The sequence below is a fragment of the uncultured Neglectibacter sp. genome, assembly GCA_937958185.1.
Classification (GTDB): domain Bacteria; phylum Bacillota; class Clostridia; order Oscillospirales; family Acutalibacteraceae; genus Acutalibacter.
Map to the genome: position 1 here is coordinate 11,233 of CALFFN010000029.1, position 19,684 is coordinate 30,916.

Genomic DNA, 19,684 nt, shown 5'->3' on the forward strand with positions numbered 1-19,684 from the left:
GACATTCTTTTTCGGCGGCTTTGGGGAACAATAATGGGGGATTTTAGCAATTTGGAACAGGACGGTGCTTCGATGTGAAAAAGCTGTTGGTCCACATGAAAGAATACACCAAAGAATGTATTTTGGGACCGCTGTTTAAGCTGCTGGAGGCTTCCTTTGAGCTGCTGGTCCCGCTGGTGATGGCAGCGGTGGTCGATACGGGCATTGCAAACGGCGACAAGCCCTATATTATCCGAATGTGCCTACTGCTGGTGGCTTTGGGCGTGGTGGGCTTTCTCTGCGCCGTCACCGCCCAGTATTTTGCGGCAAAGGCTTCCGTCGGCTTTTCGGCAAAGCTGCGGCACGTGCTGTTTGCCCATATTCAGGGGCTGAGCTTTACGGAAATGGACACCGCGGGCACCTCCACGCTGATCACCCGCATGACCAGTGACATCAATCAGGTGCAGAACGGCGTGAACCTCACCCTGCGGCTGCTGCTGCGTTCCCCCTTTGTGGTGTTCGGCGCCATGGTCATGGCGTTTACCATCGACTGGAAAGCCGCGCTGGTGTTTGCCGGGGTGATCCCCCTGCTGTCCCTGGTGGTGTTCGGCATCATGCTGTGGACCATGCCCCGGTACAAGCAGGTGCAGTCCGGGCTGGACAGGGTGCTGAACGTGACCAGGGAAAACCTGACCGGCGTGCGGGTCATTCGCGCTTTTGGAAAGGAAGAAACCGAGACCCGGCGCTTTGAAGCGGACAACGAAGCCCTGACCGGGCTGCAAATGTTCGTGGGCAGGGTGTCCGCCCTGATGAACCCGGTGACCTATATTTTAATCAACCTTGCCACTGTGCTGCTCATCTGGGTAGGGGGCAGGCAGGTGGACGCGGGAAAAATCACCCAGGGGCAGGTCATCGCCCTGATAAACTACATGGCGCAGATCCTGGTGGAGCTCATCAAGCTTGCCAACCTCATCATCAATATCACGAAATCCCTTGCCTGCGCCAACCGGGTGCAGAGCGTGCTGGAAATCAAGCCCAGCCTTGTTTCCCCGACCCAGGGCGCTGTGGGGAATGCCGACGGCTCTGTGGAATTTGACCATGTGACCCTGACCTATAAGGGCGCGGGGGCGGAATCCCTGACGGATATCAGCTTCACGGCAGAGCCGGGACAGACCATCGGTGTGATCGGCGGCACGGGCAGCGGAAAATCCAGCCTTGTCAGCCTGATCCCCCGGTTCTACGATGCAACCTCCGGCTGCGTGAAGGTAGGCGGCAGAGACGTGAGGGAATGGCCGCTGTCCGCCCTGCGGGAGCAGGTGGGCGTGGTGCCCCAGAAAGCGGTGCTGTTTACTGGGACCATTCGGGAAAACCTGCTGTGGGGCAGGGAAACCGCCACGGAGGAGGAGCTTTGGCAGGCGCTGCGCACGGCGCAGGCGGAGGACTTTGTCCGGGAAAAGGCAAAGGGGCTGGACGAGCCGGTGGCGCAGGGAGGAAGAAATTTCTCCGGCGGGCAGCGGCAGCGGCTGACCATCGCCCGGGCGCTGGTGAAGACCCCGGCGGTGCTGATCCTGGACGACAGCGCCAGCGCGCTGGACTTTGCCACGGATTTGAAGCTGCGCACGGCGATCAAAAATATGAACCCCTCGCCCACGGTGTTCCTGGTGTCCCAGCGGGCGTCCTCCCTGCGCTATGCCGACCAGATCATCGTGCTGGACGACGGCGAAGCGGCAGGCATCGGCACCCATGAGGAGCTTTTGGAGCGCTGCCAGGTCTATCGGGAAATATACGAATCCCAGTTCAAAAAGGAGGGGGAACAGCTATGAAAACGGAACGCAAACGGAAATCCCCTCCCGGAACGCTGAAAAAGGTGCTGCGCTATATCCGGCGCTACTGGTTCTTTGTGGCGCTTTCCATGGCGCTGGCGGCGGTGTCCGTGGCGGCGTCGCTGTATATCCCCATTCTCACAGGCAACGCGGTGGACCTGATCCTCTCCCCGGGGCATGTGGATTTTCCCGGAATTTTCCGAATTTTAATGGAAATTACAGTAATTGTCGGTATCACGGCGCTGGCGCAGTGGGTGATGAACGTCATCAATAACCGTATCACCTACCGGGTGGTGCGGGATATCCGCAACGAGGCGTTCCACAAGCTGCAAAAATTGCCCCTGAGCTATCTGGATTCCCACCCGGCAGGAGAGATCGTCAGCCGGGTCATCGCCGATGTGGACCAGTTCGCCGATGGGCTCCTCATGGGCTTTACCCAGCTGTTTACCGGGGTGCTGACCATTTTGGGCACGCTGTTTTTCATGTTTTCCGTAAATGTCACCATTTCTCTGGTGGTGGTGCTGGTCACCCCTGTTTCCCTGCTTGTGGCGGCGTTTATCGCCAGGCGCACCTACCAGATGTTCCGGCTGCAGTCCGAAGTGCGGGGAGAGCAGACGGGCTTTGTGGAGGAAATGGTGGGCGAGCAGAAGGTGGTGCAGGCGTTCGGCAGGGAGGAAAAAGCGCTGGAGCAGTTCGATGAGATCAACGAGCGGCTGCGGAGCTACTCCCTGCGGGCAATTTTCTTTTCCTCCATCACCAACCCCTCCACCCGGTTCGTCAATTCGCTGGTGTATACCGGCGTGGGCGTGGTGGGGGCGCTGTCCGTGATAGGCGGCGGGCTTACCGTGGGGCAGCTTTCCTGCTTTTTGAGCTATGCCAACCAGTACACCAAGCCCTTTAATGAAATTTCCGGCGTGGTGACGGAGCTGCAAAACGCACTGGCGTGCGCCGGGAGGGTGTTCGAGCTGATCGAGGAGGAGCCCCAGCTTCCCGACGCGCCGGACGCCGTCACGCTGGAGGAAGCCGCCGGGCAGGTGGACATTGCAAACGTATCCTTTGCCTATCGAAAGGATCAGCGGCTGATCGAAAATTTCAATTTGCAGGTGCAGCCCGGGCAGCGGGTGGCGCTGGTGGGTCCCACCGGCTGCGGCAAGACCACGGTGATAAACCTGCTCATGCGGTTCTACGATGTGGATGGGGGAGAAATCTCCGTGGACGGCACAGATATCCGGCGCATGACCCGGAAAAGCCTGCGGAAAAATTACGGTATGGTGCTTCAGGACACCTGGCTCAAGCAGGGGACCATTCGGGAAAATATCGCCTATGGCAAGCCGGACGCCACGCTGGACGAGGTAGTGCAGGCGGCGAAGGCAGCCCATGCCCACAGCTTTATCAAGCGGCTGCCCCAGGGGTATGATACGGTCATTGGCGAGGACGGCGGCGCCATCAGCCAGGGGCAGAAGCAGCTGCTCTGCATTGCCCGGGTCATGCTCTGCCTGCCGCCCATGCTGATTCTGGACGAAGCCACCTCCTCCATCGACACCCGCACCGAGGCGCGCATTCAAAAGGCGTTCGCCAAGATGATGCAGGGGCGCACCAGCTTTATCGTCGCCCATCGGCTGTCCACCATTCGGGACGCGGATATGATCCTCGTCATGCGGGACGGGCATATCATCGAGCAGGGGAACCATCAGGAGCTGCTGCGGCGCGGCGGCTTCTATGCCGAGCTTTACAACAGCCAGTTCGCCCAGACCTGACAGAAAGAAAAAGCAGCGACCCGCTGATCACAAGGGGCTGCTGCTTTTGCAAAAGAAAGACAATGAAAAAATACTGTCAAAAAGTGTACTTTTTGACAGTGTTTTTTCCGTATACAAATGTTACAGGAAAAGACAGGAATTGTCAAGGAAAATTTCTCTTTTTCTCTAAAAAAATGCCCTGTTTCGTTTGAACCATATCTTTTTTGGGCTTATGTCAAAAAGTACACTTTTTGACAAACTTAGGAGTGAAATCAAATTTGAAAACAGGTTATCCCTCTATTGATAAACCTTGGTTGAAGTATTACAGCGAAGAAGTTATCAATGCACCGTTACCGAAGTCATCAATCTATGAAATTATACGTGAAAGAAACCATGACAATCTCAGAAGAGTTGCCATTGATTATTATGGCAAAAGGATCACCTACAAAGACTTGTTCGACCATATCGATTCTGTGTCGGATTCTCTTGCTAAGCTAGGCATAAAGCGGGGAGACATCGTATCCATATGTATGTTGAACTCTCCCGAAACGATTTATCTGATCTATGCATTAAATAAAATTGGCGCAGTGGCAAATTTGATTTCGGGATTAGACAGCGATAAAGAAATAATTGAACATATCGGAAATGCAACTAGCCCAATTCTATTTACGTTGGATATTTTCAAGACTCGCATATTGTCAATTATTGATAAGACGAATCTGAAACACGTCATTGTTTCCAACTTGACACAGTCCATGCCTGCATTGACAAGGTTTGCAGCACGCAGTTTCAAGAAAATGAAGCCTAAACCGATTCCTTCAGATAAACGCTTTATGTCGTGGGAAAAGTTTTTATCTGAAAAGGCTGTTCTTCCTGAACAAAAAGGAAGCCCTAATGATGCCGCTGTCATTTGTTATACTGGCGGAACGACAGGCGGATCAAAGGGTGTTGTTCTATCCAACAAAAGTATTCTTGCTGTTGCACAACAATTTATATGGAGAATCGAATATAGCCGCGATTCCTTGTGGGTTGAAATACTACCGTTGTTTATTGCCTATGGCGCGGCTTGTGCCCTGCAAATACCACTTATGGTAGGTATGACAGTATTAGTAAGGCTTGTAGGTTCAGCGTCTATAGGAGAGTTGTGTAAAAAGAAGCCTCAGTACATCATGTACGGTCCCGCATTTTGGGAACAGTTTGTGGATGAAGGAAAAGATATTGACCTCTCATTTTTGGTTGAGGGAATATCTGGTGGAGATAAACTTTCAGAACCGGTCGAGACTAAAATCAACGCTTATTTTGCATCTCATGGCTCTAAATCGCCTATTTTGAATGGCTATGGAATGTCAGAGGTAGCTGCTGCCGTATCAGTTAATTTTGCTGGAGCATATGAATTTGGAAGTGTAGGAGTTCCGCTTGTAAAAACTATCATTTCTGCATTTGATATTGATACGGGCGAAGAACTCCCGATTGGCGAAGAGGGAGAAATATGCATACATACACCGTCTGTAATGACAGAATATATAAATAATCCTGAAGAAACAGAAAATATTATTCGCAGACACGCAGATGGAAAAGATTGGGTACATTCTGGGGATTTGGGATATATCAGCAAAAACGGGTTCGTACATATCAGTGGGAGACTGAAACGATACATTTTAACAAAATATAATGATATTTATAAAAAAGTCTTTAGCCTTGATATAGAGAAAGTTCTCCTCAGGCACAGCTCTGTAAATAATTGCGCTGTAGTTCCTTTTCAAACTGGCAATGAGGAAGAACAGGCGCCCTGTGCATTTATTGTTTTGAAAAACGGCATTGTAGAAACTGACGAGCTAAGGGCTGATATTATAGATTATTGCAATAACAATCTCGATTATATATATCAGCCAAAAAAATTCATTTTTATACAACATTTTCCTTTGACAAAGGTGGGTAAAATTGATTATCAGTTACTAGAAAAAATGGCAAGTACATCGGAAAGAAACGAATCATGATAATATGGGCTTGCCAAATTGGAAGCAATAACCGATGCTCTGAACAGAGTGAAAAGCCTAATCTCTAAAATCTAATAACTAACAGCCAAAAAGAACAAATACTGCGCCACCTCCCCTTTCAGGGGAGGTTTTTTGTGCCAATTTAACAACGAACAATTATCAGCCCAAAATTTTTTTGAAAATTTTTTATTTTCCGGGAACCAACTGCCCCTTTTCTCCGTCTAATGAGTAAATGAGACAGAAACAGGAGATTTCTGTCCAAAAAAGGAGGCACTTTTATGGCTATTTTGACAGCAAATCAGGTTCAGTACGTTTATCAGAGCAAGTACCAGAAGGTCCACGCGCTCAAGGGGGTTTCCTGCGAGTTCGAGCCCGGGAAATTCTACGCCATCGTGGGGCATTCCGGCTCCGGCAAGACCACCCTGCTTTCCATGCTGGCGGGGCTGGGCACGCCCACCGAGGGGGAGATCCTCGCCGGCGACCCGGAGCGCACGCTGAAAGAAATCGGGAACGAGCGGCACCGGCGGGAAAATGTGACCGTCATTTACCAGAGCTTCAATCTGTTCCCCACCCTGAACATTCTGGAAAACGTCATGTACCCCATGCAGCTTTCCAGGAAATCCACGAAAGAGGCGAAAGCCCGGGCAAAGGAGCTGATTTCCGCCGTGGGACTGGGAGACGTTGACCCCCGGAAGCTCCCCGCCATGCTTTCCGGCGGGCAGCAGCAGCGGGTCGCCATCGCCAGAGCCCTGGCTTCCGACGCGAAGATCATTCTGGCGGACGAACCCACGGGAAACCTGGACAGCGAAAACGGCAAAAACGTCATCGACCTGCTGAAAAGCCTGGTGAAGGAGAAGGGCTACTGCGTCATCGTTGTGACCCACGACAGGGATATCGCCGCCCAGGCGGACGTGGTGTACCGCATGACGGACGGTCTGCTGACAAAAGAAAGCTGAGGGGCGGATACCATGCTGCTGACGGAACTGAAATATCAAATCTTCCGCAATAAGGGGCGGAGTATACTTAGGAGGAAAACTTTATGCTGCTTACGGACACGAAATACCAACTGCTGAGGAACCGACCGCGCACGGTGCTGCTGATTTTGATTTCAGCGCTGCTGTGCGGCTGCGTCGCCATGTACATGGGCAATCTCAGCGCCAGTGAGATCGCCCTGAACACCTTGAACGAAAGCACCCCGGCAAAGCTTCAGATTACGAACCCGTCCATGAGCACCCTGGAAAATATGAATATCCAGACGGTGGACCACGACCTGCTGCTGATCAAAGGGCTGCGGGACCCGGTGGTCACCAGCCGGGAGAGGGGCTGCCTCAAGAAGCCCTACAAGCCCAGCGACCCCGTGCCGGGCGACACGGAGATACGGGGTATCAGCTGCCTTCTGGCTGCCGGCTTTGAGACAGGGGAAAACATCACCTTTGCTGACGGCAGGGACGAAACGATATTTTCCGGCACGGAAAACCTGTGCGTGCTGCGGGACACCTACGCGAAGGAGCATGGGCTTTCTTTGGGGGACACCATTTCCATGGAGCTTTGCCACACCTCCTTTGATATGAACCAGCAGCCCACCTACTTCCAAATCGGCACGGAGCCGGTAACGCTTACCGTGGCTGGCATTTATGACAGCGAGCAGGCGGAAGGGGTCGCGGAGGATATGCTTGTCCCGGTGGAGTGGGTCAGAAGCGTGGCGGAGGAGCGGCTCACCGGGTACGACACCTTTACCTATGACAGCTTTTCCGCCAGCCTGGAAAATTCCATGGAGCTGAACGTTTTCAAGGACTATTTGAAAGAGCTGGGCTATTCCCAGCCCTATGCCATGCAGCTCAAGAACGGGGCGAAGACGCTGGATTACTCCAAAGCCTCCACCGTGCTGATAGACGATCAGGCGTTTATCAAAACGGCGGAGAAGCTGGGCGGCACGCTGCAATACTACAAAATGTTCCTGCCCGCGTTTTTTGTGATGATCGCCTTTCTCACCACGCTGGTGATCTTCCTGGTGCTGCGGGGCAGCCGGCGGGATATGGCGGTGGCGCTGTCTTTGGGCAGACCGAAGCCCGCCATTGCCTGTTCCCATTTCCTGGGGGCGTTCCTTGCCCAGCTGATCGCCTGCGGGCTGGTAGTGCCGCTGACCCTGCTGTTTGCCGGGCTGGAGCTTATCTCCGCCGCCCTGATCTGCGGCAGCTTCCTGCTGTGCTGCGTGCTGGGAGATGTGGTGGGGCTGCTGGCGCTGCTGCGCTTTGACGCCATGGAGCTTTTGCTGAAAGCGGAATAGGAGGAAGAAAAATGAAACAGAGTATGAAGCAATTATTGAGACGCCCCGGAAAAACGCTGCTGTTTTTCCTTTTGACGATTTCCGCCACCATGTTGCTGGTGTTCGGCACCGTGATGTACGCCCAGAACGAAATGCGCATGGGCGCGCTGGACAAGGCGTTCAGCACCATGGTCACTGCCGAGCAGCGGCTTCCCACGGAGTACCTTTCCACCGGCGGGGAATGCTTTCCCTACCGCTCGTGGCAGACCCGGAACGACGACCTGCGCATCACCCCGGAGCAGCTGAATGTGGACGGCGTGGAATATATCGTCCCGCCGGAGCAGCGCCCCTATTATCTTGCCTATCTGCCGGAGGCTACCGTGGCGGTGCAGCCCGCCTATTACGACCTTCTGGAGGTGGAGGCGCTGGGCTCTTCCCCGGACGGGGGCGAAGTGCCGGTGAGGATCACCAGGGTCTTTCTGGAAAAGCAAAGCAAAGAACATGAAAAATACTTTGGGAACTCCACCCAGCAGACAGAGATAGCCACCGGCGAGTACATTCAGGACGAGAACGGAAATTTCAAACCCATCATGACCACTAATTTTATGGACGTGGGCTGGGAAACCACCCTCTGCCAGCACGGACTGGAAAACGCCGTTCCCATTGAAGCGGGGAAAAAGTACATCGGATATTTCATGCGGGGAAATGATGAGCTCTCCGCCCTGAACATAAATTCCGGCATGGTACTGAACGTGGCGGAAGCGGAATATCTGGAAACGATGTACGCGAAGTATTCGGGAGTGACCAAAAACGAGCTTTCGCCCTTTATCGGTCCCTTCAGCTCCCAGTACGACAGCCATGGAAAAAAGCTCAGCAGCGTGTTCCCCGCCGGGCTTTCGGGCTCCCCGCTGCGGCTGGAGGAGGTCACCGAGGGCTTTTACGACGAGGGCGGCAACGGCGAATATTGGATGGACCTGCTGGAGCAGGAGGAAAAGAAGACCCAACTGTTTCCCGTGCTGCCTGTGACGGACCCCCGGCTGGTTCCCAGCTTCCGGGAGGGAAACGTCCGGGTCACCGGCAGAATGATCACCGATGAGGAATACGAGCAGGGCGCCAAAGTCTGTATGGTGTCCCAGGCATTTGCCGCGAAGAACACCCTGCATACTGGGGAAAAGATCAAGCTGCCGCTGCTGTGCTCCATGTACGGCTATCGGCCCACGCAGGACGTGGGCGACCTGTGGCAGTCCGGCAGCACCCTGCGCCGCTGGTTCACCTTCCCCAGGGATTGCAGCCTGCTGAACGCCCAGGGCGAGCTGTACGAGCCGTTCTGGGAAGAGGGATACGAGATCGTGGGCATTTACCGGGTAAATTACGACAAGGGGGACCTTGCCTTTAACAATATGTTCGTGATCCCCAAAAACTCTGTGGAAGCTTCCGATGAGAACAACATCGCCTATTTCGGTGCCATGGACGATATGCAGACCTCGTTCCAGATCAAAAACGGCAGTATCGAGACCTTTGAACAGCGCCTGCGGGAAGCCGCGCCGGAGGTGGCGGAGCAGCTCACCCTGCGGTACGACGACATGGGCTATGCCAATGCCAGGGAAAATCTGGAATCCGCCAGGAAAACGGCGCTGCTGCTGTTGATCGTGGGCGCGGTCGCCACCGCCGCCATCGTAGCGCTGCTGCTGTATTTCTTTGTGGTGCGGGAAAAGAAGCGCACCGCCATCGAAAGAAGCCTTGGTATGACCAAACGCCAGTGCAGAGTGTCCCTGCTTTCGGGGATACTGGTGCTGACGCTGATCGCCTCTGTCATAGGCAGCGGTGCCGCCTATGTAGTGTTCGGCGCGGTAGAATCCCGGGAAAGGAGCCGGGAGATCACCGCCGTTGCCGAGGAGACGGAGGATATGGAAAGCGCAGAAAGTGCAGAGGGCACGGAGAGTACGGGAAGCGCGGAAAGCACGGAAGTCACGGAGAGCGTGGAAGACGGAACTTCAGTGCAGATCAGGAATTTCGACCTTGGCGGTCTGTACCATTTTTCCGCCAGCTACAGCCCGTGGGCAATGTGGGACGTCAAGGGCAGCCAGGCAAAGCTGGACGATGTGACCGCCCCGCCCGTGCTCTACCTTGCCGCCCCGCTGCTGCTGACCCTGCTGGTGGCGGTTCTGGCGCTGTTCCTCATCGACCGCAACCTGAAAATCGAGCCGATCTATCTGCTCAGCGGGAAGCTGGAATAGGGGAAGGCTTATGTTTATTTTCAGGGAACTATCCTATCAGCTCCGCCGGAAAAAGCAGACGATGATCTTGATTTCTGCCGCCGCGCTGCTTATCGGCTGCATGACCTTTTATCTCGGGAATATCCAATCGACACGGGCGGCGCTGGACGGCTTGGCGGAGAGCACGCCGGTCACGGTGACTGTCACCAGCCGGGACGGCGGGAGATCGGGCGGGCTCTGTATCGACACAGAGCGCTTTGAAGCCCTGACTGCGGCAGGCGTGCACAACGTCCGCTGCCATTCCTCCTTTGTGGGGGCGTATGGAGAAACCGCCCGGGCGGAAGACCCCTTTAACGGCGGGGATACCAGCATTGTGGGGGCAAATTCCATGGAAGCCGCCGGGCTTGACCCGGAGAATGTCCGCTTCCAGGACGGGTGGGACAGCTCCTTCTTCTCCGGCACGGGGAATTACGCCCTGGTGGGCGAAAGCTATGCTGAAAAATTCAGCTTAAAGCCGGGCGACGCCGTGACCCTGCCTGTCTATCTGGTGGAGTGGGGCGCCGGGAACAATCTGAACTATGCCCTGGTGGGAGAAATGAGCCTTGAAATCATCGGCGTCTGCTCCCCGGAGGGGGCGGCGGACAATTCCACCGCGTTCTATATGCCTGTCCGCGCCATGCGGGAGGAAACGGAGCGCGCGGGCGTGGACTTCTGCTATCAGTCCCTTTCCTGCGTGCTGGACGATCCCATGGATTTGAACGGATTCAAGCATTCTCTGCCCGCCATGGGCTTTTTAGAGCCTGCCCCGGAGGGCGCTGTCACCTACAGCGGGGACACCGTGGTGATCGACGATGAAATGTTCATCAAAACTGCCGGGCGGCTGCGGCAGAACCTTTCCCTGTTTCAAAGTATGCTGCTGCCCTTCCTCTGCCTGATTTTGCTCCTCTCCCTGCTTACCGTGTTCCTGACCTTCCGGGGCAGCCGCCGGGAGATGGCGGTCTCCCTGTCGCTGGGACAGCCCAAAGGGGCGATCCTGGGGAAGTATCTCCTGTTTGTTTTGGCAGTCGATTTGATCGCAGGTATTGTCATGTTCCCGGTGATCTGCCTTGGGGCAGGGCTTTCCCCCATTGCCGCCCTTGCGGTCTGCGGGATTTTCTCCGCCTCTATGCTGCTGGGCGGGAGCCTGGCGCTGCTCCTGCTGCTGGGCTTTGAGCCGATGGAGCTCTTGACAAAAGAGGAAAACTAGACCTGCGTTCAGCCTGGGATTCGCGGCTTTTGCCCATCGTAAGTGACGGCAATTTTGCTCCGCAGAACCAACCGCAAATCTCTTTACAAGGAGATGTAACTATGAAAAACAGCTTGAAACAGCTCCTGCGCACGCCGGGGAAAACAGCATTGCTTTTTTTGCTGGTGGTCGCCAGTACGGCGCTGCTGGTGTTCAGCTCCGTGCTTTATGCCAGGACCGACGGGCAGATCCGTCAGGCAGAGCGGAAATTTACCACCATCGGCACCATCGAGCAGCAGCCCTTAGTCACCGACCTGGACATTCGACCGAACTGCTGCTTTGGCACCCGCACCTATCTTGACTACGATTATGGGGAGCTGCTTTCCCCGGAAGCGCTGAAATTTGAAGGCGCGGAATATCTCATCGAGCCGGAAAACCGTCCCTGTTATGTGGCGTACCTGCCGGATATTTATACCACCCGCGTGGGGGCGCAGCTTTCCTGGCGAATGCATACGGTGGAGTTTACCCCTCTGGAGGATTCCGACGGCAGCGCCCCGGTCAAGGCAAAGGTCACAAGGGTGCTGTTCAGCAATGTACGGGATTATCAGAAAGAGCAAAACGGCGCCGGGGGCGGCTGGGACAAAAATCTTGAAGTGGGGGACGTGATCGATTTCTGCCAGCATTTGTCCCGAAACCCACAGCCCATCGAAACGGGCAAAACCTATATCGGAAATTTGTTTTATCTTTACCCGGAAAGCTGCCCCACCCATCATTACGCGGAATGGGTCGCTCATCAAAGCCCCGGCTCCCGCCAATGCGACAGGAATGGGGAACCCGTCCATACAGGGCATTTCCCGGAGGGCGGCGGCAGGAAAATCGAAGAAGTGGCAGCGGATTTTTACGAGCCGGGGCAACCTGGGCAGGATTGGCTGAAGCTGGTGGAGATGAAGGAAATGGAAGATTACCTTTTCCGCGTCCTGCCCACCAATTCGCTGGAGCTGCTGCCCTCCTTCCACAAAAAGCTGGCGTATGTGGACGGCGGCAGGACCATCTCCGCGGAGGAATTTGAATCAGGCGCGCCGGTGTGTATGCTGCCGAAAGCCCTTGCCGACAGGAACCGGCTGGCGGTGGGGGATACCGTGACCCTGCCGCTGCTCTGCGCCATGTACGGTTGCACGAGGGACAATATCGTCAGCACCTTGCCGGAAGGGATTTTGCTGGACGCAGACGGGGAATACTTTGAGCCGTTCTGGAAAGCGGACTATAAAATTGTCGGGACCTACTCCCTCACAAACGAGGGCGGTGGCGGCGCGGGAGAGATCCCGGCAGATCTGTTCATCATTCCCATGAAGTCTGTGGGGGCAAGCGACAAAAACAACCTGATCCAGGTTTCCCCCATGAACAGGCTGACCGCTTCGTTCCAGATCAAAAATGGGACGATCTCCGAATTTGACGAAAAGCTTCACGCGGCGGCATCGGAGACCGCCCTGCTGACCATCAGCTATGACGACGGCGGGTATACCAATGTGATGTCCGGCTTGCAGCGGGCAAAAAACGCCGCTGTACTGCTGCTTACAGCGGGTATTTTGGCGGCGGTGGTCATTGCCGTGCTGCTTTTATATTTTGCCGTTGTCCGCCAGAAAAAGCGCACCGCCATTGAAAGAAGCCTTGGCATGACCAAGGGGCAGTGCAGGCGCTCCCTTTTGGCGGGGCTGCTGGTGCTGGTTCTGCTGGGAACGGGGCTTGGCAGCGGCGCCGCCATGCTGATGGAACGCTATTCGTCTACCCCGTCCGGCGACAGCCTTGTCACAGTGGACAATGGGGATTTCCTCGGCTCGGAGAGCTTTCTCTACGGATTTTCCACCCGGTACAGCCAGTGGACGGCGGCGCTTTCCCAGGCAGAAGTGGGAGAAGCCGCTCCCGCCGCCGCATCGGCTCTTTACGCGGCGGTGCCCGCTGCATTTGTCATCTTGCTGTTCCTGCTTGCGCTTCTTTTTATCAATCGCAATCTCAGGATCGAGCCGATCTATCTCCTGAGCGGGAAGCCGGAATAGCAGCTTGACTATGAAAAAACAAAGAGAAAGGACGGCGAGGATACCATGCTATTTCTGCGCGAGACAGGATATCAGCTGAGGAAAAAGGGGCAGACGCTGCTGACCCTTGCGGTGGCAGCGCTGCTGCTTTCCTGCATGGCGTTTTATCTGGGCAACCTGCGTTCCAACGAGGAAGCCCTGGCGAATCTCTCGAATGTGATAGAGGTTCCCGTGAAGGTATGCGACAGCACGGGACAGAGCTCCACCGGGCTGAGGATACCCTGCCAGATGTACGATCTTCTCTCGGAAGCCGCCGTATACGACCTGCGCTGTACGGCGCAGGCGGTGGCGGCAATGGGGCGGGAAGCCCGTGCAGTTCCCCCGGCGGCAGGCGGCGTAGATACAACAGTTTATGCCGCCAACGGTTGGGAACAGTTTTCCGGCTTCCGACCGGAAAAGGTGAAATTTGCCGCCGGGTGCAGCGAAACGCTTTTTTCGGGGAAAGAGGGGAAAGCCGTGATAACGGGGCGCTTTGCGGAGCAGTACGGGCTTTCTCCAGGCGACAGCTTTTCCCTGCCGCTTTTCCTTCGTAACCGCAGGAACAATGGTTTTATCCAGTATGAGGAGCTGGGAGAAGTTGAGCTTCAGGTGGCAGGCGTTTTAGAGGACGTCACAGAAGACGAAAAGCTGGACATTTATGTTCCCGTCGGCTGGCTGCGGGAACGGACGGAGGACGCCGGGCTTGCTTTTTTCTATGACAGCCTTTCCGCAAGGGTCGAAGACCCGCTGCACCTAAACGAATTCAAAACGGAAATGCGGGAAGAGGGTTTCCGTGAAGCGGCCGTTGGAAGCAATACCCTGCCGGGCAACGTATTGGTCGTCAGCGACGGTCTTTTTATCCGCTCGGCGCGGGAACTGCAGCGGAATATCCGCACCTTTCAGGGCTTTCTGCTTCCCTTTTTCCTGCTGGTCATCGCGCTGGTCACACTGTCGGTTTTCCTGATCCTGCGCGGCTCCCGCCGGGGGCTGGCGCTGGCAAGCTCGCTGGGACGTTCCAAATGGAAAAGCGGGCTGGCGCAGCTTTTTGCCGTGCTGCTGCTTTCACTTTTGAGCTGCTGCGCCGTTCTGCCTGTGATGTGCCTTGTGGGCGGGATATCCCTGCCGGGCGCGGCGGTGATCTGCGGGCTGTTCCTGCTCTGCACCCTGCTGGGCACGCTGCTGGCGCTTTCCCTGCTTTTGCGGTTCGACACGCTGTCCCTGTTGACAAAAGCGGATTAAGGGCAAATGGAAAACTATGTTTTCCATTGCGGATTTGCTTCGCAAATTTCGGAGAAAGGAATGAAAATAAAAGATGAAAAACAGCTTGAAACAGCTTCTGCGCACCCCCATGAAAGCCCTGCTGTTCTTCCTGCTGTTGACGGCGGGAACCGCTCTGCTCGCCGTGGGCGCGTGCCTGTTTGCCCGGACCGCAGAGCGGATCGCTGCGGTGGAAAGCGAGTTTACCACCATTGCCACCGTGGAGCAGAAGCCGGTCTCCACCTATGTGGAGGAGGGCTACAACAGCTGCCTTGGCGCTCATGGGAATGAGTTCCCCGTTTATGACAAGCTCATTTCCTTTGATGTACTGAAAGACGCTGAGCTTTCGTATATCGGCGAGCCGGAAAGCCGCCCGGTATATCTGTCAAGCTGGATGGATCCCAGTCCTCGCACATGGAACATTATTCATCAAGAATTTGTCGCCGCCTTTACCCCACTGGAAACCGGCGATGGAAAAGAGCCTGTAAAGGTGGAAGTGACGCGTGTTTTCTATTCCAATGTGATCTACCAGCAGGTTTTTTTGCCGCCGCCGGACAATTTGAAAGTGGGAGACGTCATTTCGGTGTGCCAGCATTTTTCCGGGAATCCGGCAAAGCTGGAAAAGGGAAAAACCTATCTTGCGTCTATGGTATGGCGAACGTGTTCTTCCCACAGCGAAGGATCGCCGGAGGGCGAATTTGTCATCTACCAGCGCCCGCATTCCACACAATACGACATCGACGGGAAACTACTGCCCGGCAACGGCGTTTTTGCAGTTCCCAGACTGTACGCGGAGACGGAGAAAACTGTGGTCCACGCCACCGCGGAACAAAGTTTTCCTGCGTTTGACGATCCCTCTATCGGCGTGGAAGAGATTTCCGCTGATTCGGACGATCCGGCAGATCAGATCCTGCGTGGGGATCAGTGGCTGAGCTGGACCCAGAATATCCGAATGCAGTATGGGCTTTCTCCCGTGATCCCCACCAATGATTTATCTCTTCTTCCCAGCTTTCACAATGGGAAAGCAAAAATTGTACAGGGACGGGCGATTACAGAAGAGGAATATGAATCCGGCGAAAAAGTGTGCCTTGTTTCCGACGCGTTTCTCAATGACTTGTATTATTATTATATTGGAATCGGTACAGAGATTTCCCTGCCGCTGCTTTGTTCCCTTTACAACTACGATGGAGGGAAGCAGGTAGAATCCACCGGCAATTACCGAACAAGCCCTTTCCTGCGGCGGTACAGTCTTTTGAATGCTGACGGGGCGCCCTATTCCCCCTTTGCAAACGACAAATATACGGTGGTAGGTTTCTATTCGATAGACCCAAAGGAGCAGGAAGCCGGAAGGACAGAATTGATGGTGGATACTGTCATCATTCCCGCGAAATCTGTTACCGCTTCCGACGAAAACAACATCGCCTACTATGCCCCCATGAACGCGAAATCCACCTCGTTCCGCATTCCCAACGGGACAATAGAGAAATTTGACAGGAAGCTCCACGAAGCCGTGCCGGAAGCGGCGGGGCTGACTATCAATTATTATGATAACGGCTATACCGAGGTGATGGGCGATCTGAACCGCGCCAAAAGCACGGCGGCGCTGCTTTTGTTTGCCGGGCTTGGCAGCACCCTTGCCATCGTGACCCTGCTGCTGTATTTCTTTGTGGTGCGGGAGAAAAAACGCACCGCCATTGAGAGAAGCCTGGGCATGACAAAGGGTCAATGCGCCGTGTCCCTGCTTTCGGGGCTCTTGGTGCTGGCGCTGCTGGCAGTTTGCCTTGGGGCGGCGCTGGGCGGCATTTCCGTAGAGCATATGGGGAACGGAGAAGCTGTGGAAAGCGAGTTTAGTCTCATGTTCAGTGATTGGCAGGACGTTTCCGCAGAAGCGGGTGAGACAGGCGCCGTCTCCCTCTGGCTCCGCCTGGCAGCGCCCTTTGCCGTGTGGCTGGCAGTCCTTGTGCTGGGGCTGCTCCTGCTGGGAAGAAATCTCAAAATCGAACCGATCTATCTCCTGAGCGGGAAGCCGGAGGATTCCTGAGGACCGCTTGCGGAGAATAACCGCCGTCTTTGGTTTTCCAGGGGCGGCGGTTCGCTTTGCGGAAAAAACCGTGCTGTGGGCGCATGGGAAAAATCTGGCGGCAAACGGGAAGCCGCCGCCGTACAGGCAGTTTTCGGCGGGAAAAAGCATAGAAATAGAACCGTACCTCTGGGAGCGCTCCAGAGGAAACAGGAAATGGGGGAGAACTATGTTTTTGACGCAGATTCTGGATTTTCTTTCAGGCATCATCTATTTGTTCCTACACGTGACCGGCGGGGGGACGTTCCCGAAAGCCTTAAGCGCGGCGGAGGAAAAAAAGTGCCTGGAAGAAATGGCGCAGGGCAGCGAAACCGCCCGACGCAAGCTCATCGAGCACAACCTCCGCCTTGTGGCGCATATTATCAAGAAATATTACGCCAACCAGAACGATCAGGAGGATCTGATCTCCATTGGCACGATAGGGCTTATCAAAGCCGTGGACAGCTTCGACGCGGAAAAGGGGATCAAGCTGTCCAGCTATGCGTCCCGGTGTATTGAAAATGAAATATTGATGTTCTTTCGCAGCGGGAAGAAGTCGGCGCAGGACGTTTCCATCAACGAGCCTATCGAAACGGACAAATCCGGGAACACGCTGACGCTGATGGACACCATGGCGGTAGACGATTCCATCATCGACGATCTGGACGTCAAGATGAAAAGTGAAAAGCTGTACGGCTTTATCGACCGGGCGCTGACCCGGCGGGAAAAAAGCATTATCTGTATGCGGTACGGCTTGGGCGGCGGAAAGCCGCTGCCCCAGCGGGTAGTTGCCAAGAAGCTGGGCATTTCCCGCAGCTATGTGTCCCGCATTGAAAAGAAAGCGCTCCAGAAGCTGCGGGAAAAATTTGAGGGGGAGGAATGAGGGAAAGGGCTCTCACAGGATCTGATCTAAAATAAGAAATTCCACCTGCCGGACAGGAGTAATGGGCGATACGCCCAATATCGGAGAGCGGCATTTCATAAGATCACCCGCCCTTCTTCTGATAGGCTGAAAAACAGCGGGAACCCTTTCCCGCTGCTTTTGTTATGCAGTTATTCCTTGGAAGTGGATAAATTGAAGTTCGCACTTATAGAAATACTTTTTCGTTTTTCAGGAAATCGCCGATAGAAGCAAAATCACATCCGGCATTCCTGCATTCCAGCATATTCCATTAAGGTTCCGCCCAAATCAAACACAATTGATTTTGTCATCTAAACCTCCAAAACCTTCGGCTTGCCGCTGTCAGCAGCACTGAAATTATATTACATGACCAACAGTATCACAATGATGTATCTTATGTCTTCCCTCCAGTTTTGACGGTTGCGATTTTTGGGCGGTCTGCTATAATAGGTGCAGAGCCGCGCGGCGGTAAAGCTGTCAAAAAACCTGCGGTTGGGAGAGTTCGCAGCGGAAAGTGCTCGCTGTCTCCACAATCTGCCGTACCGCAGGTGCAAATCGGAAGCTTGTGGGGAAGCGCAAATGGATATCACGTTACATTATCAGGAAAAAGGAAGCGGGGAGCCGCTGATCCTTTTGCACGGCAACGGAGAGGACGGCTCCTATTTCCAGCACCAAATGGACTATTTCAGCGGCAGATACAGGGTGATCGCTTTGGACACGCGGGGTCACGGCAAATCGCCGAGAGGTACGGCGCCCTTTACGATGGAGCAGTTTTCCCGTGACTTGTACGATTTTATGGCAAGCCTTGCAATTTCAAGCGCCATCATTCTGGGATTTTCAGACGGCGCGAATATCGCCATGAAATTTGCCATGCGCTATCCGGGCAGGGTAAAGGCGCTGATCTTAAACGGAGGAAATTTGAATCCAAAAGGCGTGAAAAGAACCACGCAGATTCCCATTGAGCTGGGATACAAAATTGCCAGACGTTTTGCCACGAAATCGCCCGACGCAGAAAGGAACGCTGAAATCCTCGGGCTGATGGTGAACGAGCCGATGATCGAACCAACCCAATTATCGAAAATAACCGCCCCAACGCTGGTGATTTGCGGGAAAAACGATATGATCAAGGAAGCCCATACAAAAGAGATCGCAGAACATATCCCCAACGCAAAGCTGATGATCCTGAAAGGCAACCATTTCATTGCAAATAAGAGACCTGCGGCGTTTAACCAAGCGGTCGAGGACTTTTTACGGGAAATTCCGTGAGTTTTCATTTATCGAGCTGCTGGGAAGACAGGGCGGGAAAATAAATCAAAATTTGGAGATAGTGCTATGAATAAGAAAGAACTTGTCTATATTGCTGTTTTGACTTTGATAATTGCATTTATGGATATCACTGGTATGCCAAGCGTGCTTTTTGTCCATATTCAGGTTGCAGACATAGAGCCCTTCTATTTTGCATTGATGACAAATTTCTTGCTCATAGGGATAATCGCTTTCTTGTTTTTAAGAATACTATGCCCTGCGTGGAACTTGGGATTTACAAAAAAAGGATTGATAGACGGATTCAAAAAATATGGAATAATCGGAGTGGCAGTTGCGATAGTGGGATTTATTGCTTTTTATGTCGGCTTATCGCCTTTTGACCGTCAGCCGTCTATTGAAAAAGTGCTTATGGAAGGCGTCATATATTATGTTGGTGTTGCAATGATCGAAGAACTATATGTGCGTGGTTTATTCCTCAATCTTATTGAAAAGATGTTTGCAAAAAGTAAAAACAGCACGTTGATTGCAGTTGTATTATCAGCCGTAGTCTTTGGAGTTGGACATATATTTGGTGTATTAAACCAGTCATTACTTGTTATAGTAAGCAAAGTTGTCTGGACTGTAGGTATGGGTATATTTTTCGGAATGGTATATAAGAAAACAAGTAACTTGTGGCTGCCGATTATTATTCATTTTCTTATCAATGTTTGTGCTTTGCCTTATTGTTTTTCAAGTATAAACGGATATGCTGATTTAACATTATACATTGTTGTACCCGTGTATATAATTTTGGGAATATATAGTTTCATGGAGTTAAAGAAAGAAGCATGAAATTCCGTTTATCAAACTGACTGCAATCGTTCACAGGTCGCTTTGCAAGCGACCGA

At 53.8% G+C, this 19,684-nt stretch carries 13 protein-coding genes; all 13 read left to right on the plus strand.

Going from position 1 to position 19,684, the window contains the following annotated elements; genetic code table 11:
* Positions 1-74: 74 nt before the first annotated feature.
* Positions 75-1,802, plus strand: coding sequence for an ABC transporter ATP-binding protein (locus AB8996_RS09875; RefSeq protein ID WP_369298816.1), 1,728 nt, complete (start codon positions 75-77; stop codon positions 1,800-1,802).
* Positions 1,799-3,559 (plus strand): ABC transporter ATP-binding protein, encoded by a 1,761-nt coding sequence (locus tag AB8996_RS09880; RefSeq protein ID WP_369298817.1) that lies wholly within the window; start codon positions 1,799-1,801, stop codon positions 3,557-3,559. The genes AB8996_RS09875 and AB8996_RS09880 overlap by 4 nt, the downstream gene beginning before the upstream one ends.
* A gap of 257 nt (positions 3,560-3,816) precedes the next feature.
* Positions 3,817-5,535 (plus strand): class I adenylate-forming enzyme family protein, encoded by a 1,719-nt coding sequence (locus AB8996_RS09885; protein WP_369298818.1) that lies wholly within the window; start codon positions 3,817-3,819, stop codon positions 5,533-5,535.
* A gap of 278 nt (positions 5,536-5,813) precedes the next feature.
* Positions 5,814-6,491, plus strand: a complete 678-nt coding sequence (locus AB8996_RS09890) for an ABC transporter ATP-binding protein (protein ID WP_369298819.1) — start codon at positions 5,814-5,816, stop codon at positions 6,489-6,491.
* Positions 6,492-6,574: 83 nt separating this feature from the next.
* A complete protein-coding gene (locus tag AB8996_RS09895; RefSeq protein ID WP_369298820.1) occupies positions 6,575-7,822 on the plus strand; it encodes a hypothetical protein in 1,248 nt (415 codons plus the stop codon).
* 11 nt (positions 7,823-7,833) lie between these two features.
* Positions 7,834-10,038, plus strand: a complete 2,205-nt coding sequence (locus AB8996_RS09900; RefSeq protein ID WP_369298821.1) for an FtsX-like permease family protein — start codon at positions 7,834-7,836, stop codon at positions 10,036-10,038.
* A gap of 61 nt (positions 10,039-10,099) precedes the next feature.
* A complete protein-coding gene (locus tag AB8996_RS09905) occupies positions 10,100-11,263 on the plus strand; it encodes a hypothetical protein (RefSeq protein ID WP_369298822.1) in 1,164 nt (387 codons plus the stop codon).
* A 101-nt stretch (positions 11,264-11,364) separates the two neighbouring features.
* Complete coding sequence (locus AB8996_RS09910; protein WP_369298823.1) at positions 11,365-13,296, plus strand: hypothetical protein; 1,932 nt, start codon at positions 11,365-11,367, stop codon at positions 13,294-13,296.
* Between the two features lie 45 nt (positions 13,297-13,341).
* Positions 13,342-14,553 (plus strand): hypothetical protein, encoded by a 1,212-nt coding sequence (locus AB8996_RS09915; protein ID WP_369298824.1) that lies wholly within the window; start codon positions 13,342-13,344, stop codon positions 14,551-14,553.
* 73 nt (positions 14,554-14,626) lie between these two features.
* Positions 14,627-16,612: a hypothetical protein gene (locus tag AB8996_RS09920; RefSeq protein WP_369298825.1), complete on the plus strand. Its 1,986-nt coding sequence runs from the start codon at positions 14,627-14,629 to the stop codon at positions 16,610-16,612.
* A 208-nt stretch (positions 16,613-16,820) separates the two neighbouring features.
* Positions 16,821-17,513, plus strand: coding sequence for an RNA polymerase sporulation sigma factor SigK (gene sigK, locus AB8996_RS09925; RefSeq protein WP_369298826.1), 693 nt, complete (start codon positions 16,821-16,823; stop codon positions 17,511-17,513).
* A gap of 597 nt (positions 17,514-18,110) precedes the next feature.
* Complete coding sequence (locus AB8996_RS09930; protein WP_369298827.1) at positions 18,111-18,797, plus strand: alpha/beta fold hydrolase; 687 nt, start codon at positions 18,111-18,113, stop codon at positions 18,795-18,797.
* A gap of 66 nt (positions 18,798-18,863) precedes the next feature.
* Positions 18,864-19,628: a lysostaphin resistance A-like protein gene (locus tag AB8996_RS09935; protein ID WP_369298828.1), complete on the plus strand. Its 765-nt coding sequence runs from the start codon at positions 18,864-18,866 to the stop codon at positions 19,626-19,628.
* Positions 19,629-19,684: the final 56 nt, after the last annotated feature.